11 protein-coding genes are annotated in these 12,896 nt (G+C 66.5%); 4 read left to right on the top strand and 7 right to left on the bottom strand.

All coding sequences use genetic code 11. From position 1 onward, the window contains the following. Window positions 1-9: 9 nt before the first annotated feature. The 3 genes from glxR to gcl all read right to left on the bottom strand — a co-directional run bounded on the left by glxR (window position 10) and on the right by gcl (window position 3,677). Complete coding sequence (gene glxR, locus AC1RQC_RS25410) at window positions 10-936, bottom strand: 2-hydroxy-3-oxopropionate reductase (RefSeq protein WP_492373490.1); 927 nt, start codon at window positions 934-936, stop codon at window positions 10-12. 52 nt (window positions 937-988) lie between these two features. Beyond that, window positions 989-1,771 carry a hydroxypyruvate isomerase gene (gene hyi / locus AC1RQC_RS25405; RefSeq protein ID WP_492373489.1) on the bottom strand — a complete coding sequence of 261 codons (783 nt, stop codon included), beginning with the start codon at window positions 1,769-1,771 and terminating at the stop codon, window positions 989-991. Between the two features lie 130 nt (window positions 1,772-1,901). Beyond that, window positions 1,902-3,677 carry a glyoxylate carboligase gene (gene gcl / locus AC1RQC_RS25400; RefSeq protein ID WP_043350593.1) on the bottom strand — a complete coding sequence of 592 codons (1,776 nt, stop codon included), beginning with the start codon at window positions 3,675-3,677 and terminating at the stop codon, window positions 1,902-1,904. A 364-nt stretch (window positions 3,678-4,041) separates the two neighbouring features. Here gcl and AC1RQC_RS25395 point away from each other — a divergent pair, with 364 nt between their 5' ends. Next, window positions 4,042-4,989: a hypothetical protein gene (locus AC1RQC_RS25395; RefSeq protein ID WP_492885012.1), complete on the top strand. Its 948-nt coding sequence runs from the start codon at window positions 4,042-4,044 to the stop codon at window positions 4,987-4,989. On the opposite strand, the gene AC1RQC_RS25390 is transcribed toward AC1RQC_RS25395, so the two are convergent. Together AC1RQC_RS25390 and AC1RQC_RS25385 are read right to left on the bottom strand one after the other, a co-directional pair. Continuing rightward, on the bottom strand, window positions 4,974-6,185 hold the full coding sequence (locus AC1RQC_RS25390; protein ID WP_492811470.1) for a M20 aminoacylase family protein: 1,212 nt from the start codon (window positions 6,183-6,185) through the stop codon (window positions 4,974-4,976). The genes AC1RQC_RS25395 and AC1RQC_RS25390 overlap by 16 nt on opposite strands. Before the next feature lie 55 nt (window positions 6,186-6,240). Further along, a complete protein-coding gene (locus AC1RQC_RS25385; protein WP_492373486.1) occupies window positions 6,241-7,554 on the bottom strand; it encodes an MFS transporter in 1,314 nt (437 codons plus the stop codon). 349 nt (window positions 7,555-7,903) lie between these two features. Between AC1RQC_RS25385 and AC1RQC_RS25380 the strand changes: the two genes are divergently transcribed. The 3 genes from AC1RQC_RS25380 to AC1RQC_RS25370 all read left to right on the top strand — a co-directional run bounded on the left by AC1RQC_RS25380 (window position 7,904) and on the right by AC1RQC_RS25370 (window position 10,334). Then, the gene (locus AC1RQC_RS25380; RefSeq protein WP_416049920.1) at window positions 7,904-8,842 is read left to right on the top strand and encodes a LysR family transcriptional regulator; all 939 of its coding nucleotides are present in this window, start codon (window positions 7,904-7,906) and stop codon (window positions 8,840-8,842) included. Between the two features lie 194 nt (window positions 8,843-9,036). Continuing rightward, window positions 9,037-9,954 carry a LysR family transcriptional regulator gene (locus AC1RQC_RS25375; protein WP_416049919.1) on the top strand — a complete coding sequence of 306 codons (918 nt, stop codon included), beginning with the start codon at window positions 9,037-9,039 and terminating at the stop codon, window positions 9,952-9,954. Then, window positions 9,951-10,334: a DUF2784 domain-containing protein gene (locus AC1RQC_RS25370; protein WP_492885010.1), complete on the top strand. Its 384-nt coding sequence runs from the start codon at window positions 9,951-9,953 to the stop codon at window positions 10,332-10,334. The genes AC1RQC_RS25375 and AC1RQC_RS25370 overlap by 4 nt, the downstream gene beginning before the upstream one ends. Window positions 10,335-10,396: 62 nt before the next feature. On the opposite strand, the gene AC1RQC_RS25365 is transcribed toward AC1RQC_RS25370, so the two are convergent. Both AC1RQC_RS25365 and AC1RQC_RS25360 read right to left on the bottom strand, forming a co-directional pair. Beyond that, a complete protein-coding gene (locus AC1RQC_RS25365) occupies window positions 10,397-11,215 on the bottom strand; it encodes a crotonase/enoyl-CoA hydratase family protein (RefSeq protein ID WP_043350572.1) in 819 nt (272 codons plus the stop codon). Next, window positions 11,212-12,891 (bottom strand): long-chain-fatty-acid--CoA ligase, encoded by a 1,680-nt coding sequence (locus tag AC1RQC_RS25360; RefSeq protein WP_492885008.1) that lies wholly within the window; start codon window positions 12,889-12,891, stop codon window positions 11,212-11,214. The genes AC1RQC_RS25365 and AC1RQC_RS25360 overlap by 4 nt, the downstream gene beginning before the upstream one ends. Between the last annotated feature and the right edge of the window lie 5 nt (window positions 12,892-12,896).

Below are 12,896 nucleotides of genomic sequence, written 5' to 3'. Positions count from 1 at the left end.
GCTGCTGGCTTACTTGGCGCCGCCCTTGGCGATCTCATGGTTGGACATGATCTCGATGGCGCGGCACAGTGCCGAGTGGTCCTGTTTGCCCAGACCGTTGGCGGCGCAGGTGTTGAACAGCTCTTGCGCGGTGGCGGTGTTGGGCAGTGCCACGCCCAGCGCCTTCGCGCCTTGCAGCGCGAGGTTCAGGTCCTTCTGGTGCAGCTCGATGCGGAAGCCCGGATCGAAGGTGCGCTTGACCATGCGCTCACCATGCACTTCCAGGATGCGCGAAGCCGCGAAGCCGCCCATCAGCGCCTGGCGCACGCGCGCCGGATCGGCGCCCGCCTTGGAGGCGAACAGCAGCGCTTCGGACACGGCCTGGATGTTCAGCGCCACGATGATCTGGTTGGCCACCTTGGTGGTCTGGCCGTCGCCGTTGCCGCCGACCAGCGTCACGTTCTTGCCCAACAGGTCGAACAGCGGCTTGACCTCGTCGAACGATTCTTGCGGACCACCGACCATGATGGTCAACGATGCGGCCTTCGCGCCCACTTCGCCGCCGGACACCGGTGCATCCAGGTAGGCAGCGCCGAGCTTGTTGACGCGCGCGGCGAAATCCTTGGTGGCGATCGGCGAGATCGAGCTCATGTCGACCACGATCTTGCCGTGCGCGGCTTCCTTGCCGGCGCCCTTGAGCGCGGCGGCCACGCCCTTCTCGGCGAACAGCACGGCTTCCACGTGCGGGGTGTCCGGCACCATGATCACGATGATGTCCGCGCGCTTGGCCACTTCCTCGGCGCTGGTGCAGACCGTGACGCCGGCATCGACCAGCGCTTGCGGTGCGGGGTTCACGTCATGCACGAACAGCGTGTGGCCGGCCGCGCGCAGGTGGCCCGCCATCGGTGCGCCCATGATGCCCAGGCCGATAAAGCCGATGTTGCGTTGGTTTGCCATGTGATGTCTCCTTGATGGGATCGTTGAATGTTTGTGGATTTGCTTGTTCCGCTTACTGCACGCCGTGTTCCGCGCGCCAGCCCAGTCCTTCCACCGTGGTCGTGCGCGGCTTGTACTCGCAGCCGACCCAGCCGCCGTAGCCGATCTCATCGAGCCACTTGAACAGGAAGTGGTAGTTCAGCTCGCCGGTGCCCGGCTCATTGCGCCCCGGGTTGTCGGCCAGCTGCACGTGCTTGATCTTTGGCAGGTTGGCTTTGAGCGTGGCGGCGATTTCGCCTTCCATGCGCTGCATGTGATAGATGTCGTACTGCACGTAGAGGTTGGGCGCGTTGACCTGTGCGATCAGGTCCAGCGCCTGCTGCGTGCGCGACAGGAAGAAGCCGGGGATGTCGAAGGTGTTGATCGGCTCGACCAGCAGGTCGATCTGCTCGGCGCCGAGCGCCTGCGACGCGAAGCGCAGGTTTTCCACCAGCGTTTCCTGGGCCTGCTCGCGCTTGACGTTCTGCGGCTGGATGCCGACCAGGCAATTCAGCTGGCGCACGCCCAACACCTTGGCGTACTTGATCGCCTCGCCCACGCCGTCCTGGAACTCGCTCACGCGGTCCGGGTGGCAGGCAATGCCGCGCTCGCCCGCTTCCCACTTGCCCGCGGGCAGGTTGTGCAGCACCAGGTCGAGCTGGAAGCGGTTGAGCCGGTCGGCGATCTGGTCGGCGTGAAAGGCGTAGGGGAAGAGGAACTCCACGCCGCGGAAGCCCGCGCGCGCGGCGGCTTCAAAGCGGTCGAGGAAAGCCACTTCGTTGAACAGCATGGTCAGGTTGGCGGCAAGTTTTGGCATGGATGTCTCCGGATGACTTGTCTTGTGATTCCGCTCGCGCGGAGGCGGTGATTGGGGGGCGCATCAAGGGTACAGCGGGGATGCAGCGCTGCGCGCGGGCTCGTGGCCCGCGCTTGTCAGCCTGCTGTGCTTACGCCGTTTCCACTTCTTCCTTGAGGATGGCTTCCTCGATGTCTTCGATCGGCTCGAACTCGTTGATGTTGTCGATCTCGGTGCCCATCGCGATATTGGTCACGCGCTCCAGGATCACTTCCACCACCACGGGCACCGAGAACTCGGCCATCAGGTCGCGCGCTTCGGCAAAGGCCGGCGCGATGTCTTCCGGCTTGAACACGCGGATCGCCTTGCAGCCCAGGCCTTCCACCACCTTCACGTGGTCCACGCCGTAGCCGTTGAGCTCAGGCGAGTTCACGTTGTCGAAGGCCAGCTGCACGCAGTAGTCCATCTCGAAATTGCGCTGCGCCTGGCGGATCAGGCCGAGGTAGGAGTTGTTCACCACCAGGTGGATGTACGGCACCTTGAACTGCGCGGCCACGGCCAGTTCTTCGATCATGAACTGGAAGTCGTAGTCGCCCGAGATGGCCACCACATCCGATTCCGGCGAGGCCACCTTCACGCCGATCGCGGCGGGGATGGTCCAGCCTAGCGGGCCGGCCTGGCCGCAGTTGATCCAGTGGCGCGGCTCGTTGACCGACAGGAACTGCGCGGCGGCGATCTGCGACAGGCCGATGGTGGACACGTAACGCACATCGCGCGGGAAGTACTGGTTCATCTCGCGGTACACGCGTTGCGGCTTGACCGGCACGTTGTCGAAATCGCTCTTGCGCTGCATGGTGCGGCGGCGCTTTTGCACGTCCGCCACCCAGCTCTTGCGGCACGGCAGGCGGCCGGCCATCTTCATCTCGCGCGCCACTTCCACGAACTGCTCCAGCGCGGCCTTGGCATCGGAGACGATGCCCAGGTCCGGGCCAAACACGCGGCCGATCTGGGTAGGCTCGATATCCACGTGCACGAACTTGCGGCCCTTGGTGTAGACCTCGACGCTGCCGGTGTGGCGGTTGGCCCAGCGATTGCCGATGCCGAGCACGAAGTCCGATGCCAGCATCGTGGCGTTGCCGTAGCGGTGCGACGTCTGCAGGCCAACCATGCCGGCTTGCAGCGGGTGGTCGTCGGCCAGCACGCCCCAGCCCATCAGCGTGGGGACCACCGGCACGTTGACCAGCTCGGCGAATTCCACCAGGAGCTCGGCCGCGTCGGCGTTGATCACGCCGCCACCGCACACGATCAGCGGGCGCTCGGCCGCGTTGAGCATGGCGATGGCCTTCTCGATCTGCGCTCGTGAGGCAACCGGCTTGTACGGGGCGAGCGGCTGATAGGTTTCCGGATCGAACTCGATCTCGGCAACCTGCACGTCGAACGGCAGGTCGATCAGCACCGGGCCCGGGCGGCCCGAGCGCATCAGGTGGAAAGCTTGCTGGAACACTTGCGGCACCAGCGCCGGCTCGCGCACGGTCACCGCCCACTTGGTCACCGGCTTGGCGATCGACTCGATGTCGACGGCCTGGAAGTCTTCCTTGTACAAACGGGCGCGCGGCGCCTGGCCGGTGATGCAGAGAATGGGGATGGAGTCAGCCCAGGCCGAGTACAGGCCGGTGATCATGTCGGTGCCGGCCGGGCCCGAGGTGCCGATGCACACGCCGATATTGCCGGCTTCGGCGCGGGTGTAGCCTTCGGCCATGTGCGAGGCGCCTTCCACGTGGCGGGCCAGGAAATGGTCGATGGTGCCGGCCCGGCGCATGGCCGAGTAGAACGGGTTGATGGCGGCGCCGGGCACGCCGAACGCGGTGGTGATACCTTCTTTTTCCAGCACGGCGATGGCCGCGTCAACTGCTCTCATCTTCGGCATGTCTGTCTCCAATCGTTGATGCGATGTTTTGTGAATGGCTATGAATGGCTGCGAATCACTGTTGGAGTCCATGCTATTCCCGCAAGCGGGTTGGGATAAAGGGAAGGGAGATCAGTTGATTCGATACCCGTGATATCGAATGAGGGCGCCCGAGGCAGAAAACACGATCGCCCGACGCGGTCTGGCGCGTGTCATGGAACTACGTTGTGTGACGGCAACGATACGTAGGAAATTGCGGGAAAAGCCCGCCCGACGGTCCCGGTGCGCACCCTGCGGCCCGCTAAATGGCGACAATGTGCGGGTATCGCGCCAGTACCTGTGCCAAGGCACGGCGCAGGAACCACCTATTGCCAACCCAACCGCCATGCATACCAGGCTCCCTCCCACCCGCGAGCTGCTTGACGCGCTCAAGCGCAAGCCGCCCGCCGCATCCGATACCGCCGGTTCGCCCGCGGCCGCCATGAACCTGATGCGGCTGCAAAGGGGCCTGCTGGTGCTGTTCTGGGCTTGTTCGGTGGCTGCGCTGCTAGTGACCGGCGCTGTGCTGTACACCAAGTACCAAATCAGGCAGACGCCGGCGCCATGGCTGGCGCGGCTGGTCTATAGCTTGCTGGGCGGCAGCGTGGCGGGGCTGGCAGCGCTGCTTGTCACGCACCTGCCGGCGCTGGCGCGCAAGTTGCGCGATCCGCTCGGGGCATTGGCCGACCAGGTCGACCGGCACGATGAGGCGGAAAGCGCGCTGCTGCGCTCGCTGGCGCGCGTCCCCGCCCAGGCGCTGCGCGCCAGGGCACGGCGGGTGGAGATGCAGTTACGGATGTGGGAGGGCATGGCGAGGACGATCGGTTTGCTGATCGCGGTCAGCCCGGCCGCGCTGGTGCTGGTCACGGGCCTGTTCGAGTTGCCGCGCAAAGGCGGCAGCCTGCTGCCGCTGCTGTCGCTCTACGGCCTTGTCTTCGTGTCGGGCGCGGCGCTGGCGGTCTTCCTGCAATTGCAGGTCAGCCGGCCGTTGCGCCGGCTTGCCTACGTGCTCGGCGAAGCGGCGCAGATCAGCGCGCAGCTGGAAAAGGCGCCAACGCCGCCCGCGGCGGCATCGGCAGTGGTCGCCGCCGTACCCGTTGCAGCGCCCATTGCAGCGCCCGCATCCGCGGTCCCATCTCCGGCGCCGGTACCGCCCGAAGTCCTCCATGCAAGCGCGCTCGGGGATGCAGCCGCGACCTCGCCAGAAGAGGATGCCGCGGCGCAAGTGGACCACGCGGACCACGCAGCAGCGGGTCCGCCCACGCTGCCTGCGCTGCCTCAACCCGCCAGGTAGGTCTGGGCCAGCCGGACCCAGCAAGCCGCGCCCAGCGGCAGCACCTGGTCGTTGAAGTCGTAGCCCGGGTTGTGCACCATGCAGCCGCCAAACTCGCCTTCGCCGTTGCCGAGGATCAGGTAGCAGCCCGGCACCTCGTTGAGCATCCACGCAAAGTCCTCGCTGCCGTTCAGGCCCTTGGGGGCTTGCGTCACGACTTTGTCGGTGCCGACCAGATCGGCGCAAACCTGCTGCGCCAGCGTTGTTTCGGCCTGCGTGTTGACCATCGGCGGCGTCAGCTGGCGATAGTCGATGTGCGCCTCCACGCCGTGCGCCTGCGCGGTCAGGCTGACGATCTCGCGGATGCGCTGCTCCACCAGCGCGCGCGTCTCCGGGCGCGCCGCGCGCACGTTCAGGCCCAGCGTGACTGATTCCGGAATCACGTTGTGCGTGGCGCCGCCACGGATAAAGCCCACCGACAGCACGGCCGTATCGTCCGGCGCCACATTGCGCGCCACCACCGTCTGCAGCGCGGTGACGATGGCCGCGGATGCTGCGATCGGATCGCGCGCGCGGTGCGGCATGGCGCCATGCCCGCCCACGCCCTTGATGGTCACGTCGGCCACGTCGGACGACAAGCTCACCGGGCCGGGCAGCACGCGGAAGGTGCCGGCGGGCACGCCCGGCATATTGTGCAAGGCGAACACGGCATCGCACGGGAAACGCGTGAACAGGCCATCCTCGATCATCGCGCGCGCGCCGCAAAGGTTTTCCTCGTCGGGCTGGAAGATCAGGTTGAGGGTGCCATCGAAATCGCGGCTATCTGCCAGCGCCTTGGCGGCGGCCAGCAGGATGGCGGTGTGGCCGTCGTGGCCGCACGCGTGCATCTTGCCCGGGATCTTGCTGGCATACGGCAGGCCCGTGGCCTCGACGACCGGCAACGCATCCATGTCGGCGCGAATGCCCAGGCGGCGCTTGCCGTTACCCAGCTTCAACTGCCCCACCACGCCGCTCTTGCCGATGCCCGTGTGCACCTCGTAGCCCCAGCTCTCCAGCAAGGTGGCCACCAGCTTGCTGGTGGCGCCAACCTCGAAGCCGAGCTCAGGCTGGGCGTGGATCTGGCGGCGGATGCCGATAAAGGTCTCGGCATCGATCTGGATCGCCGGCAGCAGATGCGGCAGCAACTGGAAGGGCGTCAGGGTCGGTTCGCGGGTCATGTGTTTATCCTTTGCTGCAAGTCGGCCAGCCTGGCCGGGTAGAGGAGGAGAGCGCTCAATGCGCTTGGGCGTTTTCGCGGATCGTCAGCACCGCGAGGATGGTCACCGTGCCGCAGGCCATCATGTAGAAGGCGGGCGCCATCGGGTTGCCGGTCTTGGCCAGCATCCAGGTGACGATGAACTGGCAGGAACCGCCGAACACCGTCACGCCAACCGCGTAGATCACCGACAGGCCGCTGGCGCGCACATGGGCCGGCAGGAGTTCCATCATCATCAGCAGCATCGGCGTGGAGCCCAGGTAGACGCTGGCGGTCAGCAACGCGGACAGCGACAGCACCAGCGGCACGCTCGGGTAATGGGTCATCAGCCAGAACGCGGGATAGAGGCACACCAGCGTGAAGGCCATCGAGCCCAGCACCAGCGGCTTGCGGTGCGGCAAGCGGTCGGCCAGCGTGCCGGCCACCAGCGACATCACCAGGCACACCACACCCGTCACGCAGCCCGACAGCAGCGACAGCGATGGCGGCAGATGCAGTTCGCGGATCATGTAGGTGGGCATGAAGTACACCACCAGGTAGGTGGCGACCGTGCCGCCGATGATGGTCAGGATGCCCTTGACCACAGTGCCGCCATGCTCGCGGAACAGCGTGCCGAGCGGGCTGGGCGCGTGCGCCTCGGCCGTGTGCGTCTCGTCCAGGTGAGCGCGGATATACAGGCCCACAGGTGCAATCAGCAGGCCCAGCACGAAGGGCACGCGCCAGCCCCAGCTTTCCAGCGAAGCCTGCGGCAGCACGCCATAAAGAATGGCGGCCGTGAGCGCGCCCAGCGTCGCCGCGATGCCCTGGCTGCCGAGTTGCCAGCTGACGCGAAAGCCGCGGCCCTTGACGCCGCCGGACTCCATCAGCATGGCGGTGGAAGCGCCAATCTCGCCGCCCAGCGAAAAGCCCTGCAGCAGGCGTCCGGCCACGATCATCACCGGCCCGAACAAGCCAGCGACCGCGTAGGTCGGGGCAAAGGCCAGGCACATCGTGCCAATCACCATCAGGCCGATGGTCAGCGTCATTGCCGCCTTGCGGCCATGGCGGTCCGCGTAGTTGCCGATCACAAAGCCGCCCAGCGGCCGCATCACGAAGCCGATGCCGAAGGTCGCCACCGCCAGCAGCAGCGAGCCGTATGCGCTGTCGGACGGAAAGAACAGCTTGCCGATCAGCAACGCGAAGAAGCTGTAGACGGTGAAGTCGTACATCTCGAGCGCATTGCCGATCGAGCAGGCGGCGATCAGGCGGGACTGGCTCTGGCGCGGCGGGCTCGCGGGCTTGGCCTGAGAAGGGGCCAGCGAGGGCGCCGCGGGCAGGGTGGCATCGTTCATGTCGGATCTCCACGAACTGGTTGAGGGGGTGAGGGGGTGGGGGCCGTGGAGGCCGGCGCTTGCCGGGCATCCATCGCGGGAAAGTGGGGACTCCCTGGCGATGAAGTATTGAGGCAAACACGGCAAGCCAAAAATCATATATTTTCATCCTGATAACCAAATGGCATCGCCGTCATAACCACCGTCGCGCCGCTATCGGTACAAGTACCGAGAAGCCTTGTGCCATGGGCATTCGCGGCGCAGCACCGGGTGCGCGCAGTAGTGCCGCCAACGGCGCTTGGGCACGGCTCCGGGGCGGCGCGCACCGTTGCGGGGCGCCTGGAAGAACATAAAAAGAGGAAAAGCCAAGATGAAGCTGCAGCAACTACGCATCCTGCTGGCGGTGGCCCAGCACGGCAGCATCCACGAAGCCTCGCGCAGCCTCCATGTGTCGCAGCCGGCGCTGTCCAAAGCTATCGCCGAACTGGAACGCGAACTCGGCGTCACCCTGATGTCGCGCTCCGTGCGCGGCGTCAGCCTGACCGCCTATGGCGTGGCGCTGGTCAAGCGCGCCAGCCTGGTGGAGCAGGAACTGCGGCATGCGCTGGAAGACATCGAAGCCATCCGCGGCCACGCCGACGCGCAGCTCAACATCGGCTTCACCGCGGTGGCCTCCAGCGGCCCGCTGCCCGACGCCATGGCCGCGTTCCGCAAGCGCTTTCCCAATGTCGCCCTGCGCGGCTTCGAGCTGCGCCCGCAACAGATCCTCGAAGGCCTGCGCGAAGGCCGGCTCGACCTCGGCCTGATCTCCACCAACAGCGGCCCCGGCACCGGCACCTTCCAGTGGGAACCGCTGTTTTCCACCGGAATGTCGCTGGCCGTGCGCGCCGGCCATCCGCTGCGGCGGGTACGCCGGCTGAGGCCGCTGCTCGACGCCGACTGGCTCGTCCTCGACCCGCTCGACGACCCCGGCAGCCCGCTCGCCAGCGTGATGCGGCTGCACCGGCTCGACATGCCCAAGCGCGTGGTGCAGAGCGCCTCCAACCTGCTCGGCCTGCAGCTGGCCACGCGCACCGACCTGATCAGCATGTGGTCCGACTTCGTCTTCGACGGCACCGGCCCGCTGCGGCTCGATCCTTCGTCATTGATCCGACTGCCGATCAGCGACGAACTACCCGAGTTCCGCGTGTTCCTCGTCTACCGCTCGGAAGACCTGATGACCCACGCCTGCGCCGAGTTCAGCAAGGAGGTACGGCATTGCGCGCAAACGATGCCGCGAGGGCGGCCCGCGGTGCGTGCGGGCAGGTGAGTGCAGTGATGCATTGTCGGAGCGCTTGATCGGGCACGAATGGCCCGATGGCGGACGCCAGGTCCGGGCCTCCCGCCTGATATCTCATTCCTCATTCCTCATTCCTCATGCCCCCACCCAAATCGCCTCCATAGCCCCCAGCACATGCCCGCCGCCTTCAAATGCGCCACAATGACGCCCAGGAGACACACAGCATGGACAAGCTAAAACAGATCGAAGCCTTTATCGCTGTCGTCGAACACGGCAGCATGGCTGCGGCCGCGCTGACGCAGGGGGTGACGCCGGTGATGATCGGGCGCCGCATCAATGCGCTGGAGGCGCGCATCGGCGTGAAGCTGCTGCACCGCTCAACGCGGCGCATCGTGGTGACGGAGCAAGGCGCGGCGTTCATGGAGCAGTGCAAGAAGGCCCTGGCGGACCTGGACCGGGCCGAGATGCTGATCGCCGAAGGCAAGCACAAGGCGACCGGCCACCTGATCGTGTCGGCCCCGGCGGCGTTCGGGCGCAAGCATGTGGCGCCGCATGCGCCGGCGTTCCTGGCGGCGAACCCCGAGGTGCAGATTTCCTTCAACCTGACCGACCGCGTGGTGGACCTCGTGCGCGAGGGCTATGACGTGGGCATCCGCATTGGCGGGGCCATCGATCCAAACTTTGTCGCGATCAAGCTGGCGACCAACAAGCGCGTGGTCTGCGGCACGCCGGCTTACTTCGCACGCTACGGCGTGCCGCAGACACTGGACGACCTGGCGCAGCACAACTGCCTGGCGTTCAACCTGCAGGGAGGCCAGCAGCGCGGCTGGTATTTCCAGCAAGACGGCAAGACGGTGACGGTGCGCGTCAATGGCAACCTGGATTGCAACGACGGCGAGTTGCTGCATCGCTGGACGGGCGAGAGCCTGGGGCTGGGCTGGCGCTCCACCTGGGAAATCCTGCCGCAGCTGGAGAGCGGGGAGCTGATCACGGTGCTGGATGAATATGCGCTGCCCGATTACGACATCCTTGCGGTGTACCCGCAGCAACGTCCGGTGCCGGCAAAGATCCGCTTTTTTATCGAGCACCTGAAGGCAGCGTTCGCGGTGCCGGGCTACTGGACCGGGCGGCAAGGACGATGATGGCGGCGTGGCTCGCGGACGCGGTCGTCCTTTTTCACCTCGCCTTTATCGTCTTCGTCATGCTGGGCGGTTTGCTGGTGTTGCGCTGGCCGCGCATGGCCTGGCTGCATCTGCCGGCAGCGGCCTGGGGCGTGGTGGTGGAGTGGAGCGGATGGATCTGCCCGCTCACGCCGCTGGAAAATGCGCTGCGCCAGCGCGCGGGGCAGCAAGCCTATGGCGGGGATTTTGTGCAGCACTACGTGCTGGCGCTGATCTATCCCGATGGCCTCACGCGCGAGATCCAGATGGTGCTTGGCGCCGTGGTACTGGCGCTCAACCTGGCGGTCTACGTGGCGCTCTATCGCCGGATGCGGCGCCAGCGAACGCGTCGACACGCCTGAGCGCGCGAGGCGCAAAACGCAAGGCGCAGATCGCCAGGCACCTCAGCCCGCACCACGCAACACTACGACGCCGGCTTGAACGCTGCTGCCCGCTTTTCCATATTGGCGATCACTGCTTCGCGCTGGTTGGCGCCGCCGATCAGCCGGTCCTGCTCGACCGATTCGGCCAGCAGAATGGCGGCACCGTCGCCGTCTTCGCTCACCTGCATCAAGCGCTTGGCGGCGCGGATTGCGTCCGGGCTGCGGTTGGCGATGTCGCGCGCGGTGGCTAGCGCGGCGGCGCGCGGGTCGTCCACCACGGCGGTGGCCAGGCCCAGCGCGCAGGCTTCTTCGCCAGTGACGATGCGGCCGCTGTAGATCAGCTCGCGCAGGCGGTCGGGGCGCACCAGGCCGCGCATCAGCAGCATGCCGGCCATGTCGGGCACCAGCCCCCACTTGATCTCCATCACCGACATGCGCGTGTCCGCGGTGACATAGCGCAGGTCCGCGCCGAGCGCGACCTGCAAGCCGCCGCCGAACGCCACGCCGTGCACAGCGGCGATCACCGGCACCGGCAGTTCGCGCCACACCATGCAGGCGAACTGCGGGCGATTGGCGATGCCGTGGCTGCGCGCCGCGAGGCGGCCCGCGGCGATGGCGTCGCCCTGGCCATCGCCCAGCCCGGCCATGCTCTGCATATCGAGCCCGGCGCAAAATGCGCGGCCTGCACCCGACAGCACAACGGCGCGCAAGTCCGGTTCGCGCGCGAGACGCTGGCCGGTCTCGATCAGCGCGTCGAACATGGCGGGGTCGAGCGCGTTCATCTTGTCGGGCCGGTTGAGCCTGACCTCGGCCACGCCATCTTCGATGGTCAGGATGATGCGTTCGCTGCTGGTGCTCATCTTGCATGGCTCCTTGCTGGAATCGGGTCCTGCGCCGTGGGCAGGACATAGTCTTTGAATTGCTCGCGCAGCTTCACCTTGAGCAGCTTGCCCGTGGCGGTGTGGGGCAGCGAGTCGACAAAGGCGACGTCGTCGGGCACCCACCATTTGGCGACGCGCGCGGCGAGAAACGCGAGCAGTTCGGCGGCGCTCACGTCCTTGCCCGCGCGGCGCACCACCACCAGCAGCGGGCGCTCTTGCCACTTGGGATGTGGCACGCCCACGACGGCGGCTTCGGCCACGGCGGGATGGCCCATGGTGGCATTCTCCAGGTCGATGGAAGAAATCCACTCGCCGCCGGACTTGATCACGTCCTTGGCGCGATCCACCAGCTGCACATAGCCGTCGGCATCGATATTGGCGACGTCGCCGGTGTCGAACCAGCCGTCGGCGTCGAGCGCGTCGTGCTCTGCCTTGAAGTACGCCGAGGCGATCCACGGCCCGCGCACCTTGAGCTGGCCAAAGGCCTGGCCATCGTGCGGCAGCGCGTTGCCCTGGTCGTCCTCGATGCGCAGGTCCACGCCCCACAGCGCGCGGCCTTGCTTGAGCTTGATCTTCAATTGCTCCTGCGTGCCCAGCGCTTGATGCTTGGGCAAGAGCGTGCTGATCACGCCGATCGGGCTGGTCTCCGTCATGCCCCAGCCCTGGACGAAGCGCGCGCCGAACTGCTGCTCGAAGCGCTCGATCATCGCCGCCGGCGCGGCGGAGCCGCCTACGCCGGCCAGCTTCAGCCCGAGCGAGCGCGGATCGATCTCTGGATGCGCATCCAGGTACTGGAACAGCATCAGCCACACCGTGGGCACCGCGGTGGAAAAGGTCACGCGTTCGTCGCGCAGCATGCGGTAGACGTTTTCGCCGTCCAGGTGCTGGGCGGGCAGCACCATCTTGGCGCCCGTCATGGCGCATGCGTAGGGCATGCCCCAGGCGTTGGCGTGGAACAGCGGCACGACCAGCAGGATCGCGCTGTCCGCGCTCACGCCAAAGGTGTCGAACGCACAAGCCTTGAGGCTGTGCAGCACGGTGGAGCGATGCGAATACAGCACGCCTTTAGGGTTGCCGGTGGTGCCCGATGTGTAGCAAAGCGACGACGCGGTGCGCTCGTCGAACTGCGGCCATGCATAGTCCGCGCTGCCAGCCTCGACCAGGTCTTCGTAGCACAGCAGGCTGGGCAGCTTGCCGGCGAGGCCAAGCGCGTCGGTGCCGGCGCGGTCGGTCATTGCCACGTAGTGCGTGACGCTGGACAGGCGCGGCGCGAGTTGCGCCACCAGCGGCGCGAAGCACGGATCGAAGAAGAGCACGCGGTCTTCCGCGTGATTGATGATGTAGTCGATCTGCTCGGGGAACAGGCGGGGATTGACGGTATGCAGCACCACACCCGCGCCCGACACGCCGAAGTACAGCTCCAGGTGGCGGTGCGTGTTCCACGCCAGCGTGCCAACGCGGTCGCCTTGCTGAATGCCAAGCCCGGCGAGCGCGCTGGCCACCCGCTTTGCGCGGAGGTGCACCTGCGCGTAATTGGAGCGCACCGTGCCGCCATCGATCGTGCGCGACACGATCTCCTGCAGCGGGTGGTACTGCGCGGCGTACTCGATCAGTGAGGAAATCAGCAACGGACGGTCTTGCATGAGGCCTAGCATGGTGC

This window comes from Cupriavidus sp. GW822-FHT03E04, from assembly GCF_058801495.1.
Note: the sequence above shows the minus strand (reverse complement) of the source record. Positions and strands in the feature narration are given on the sequence as shown.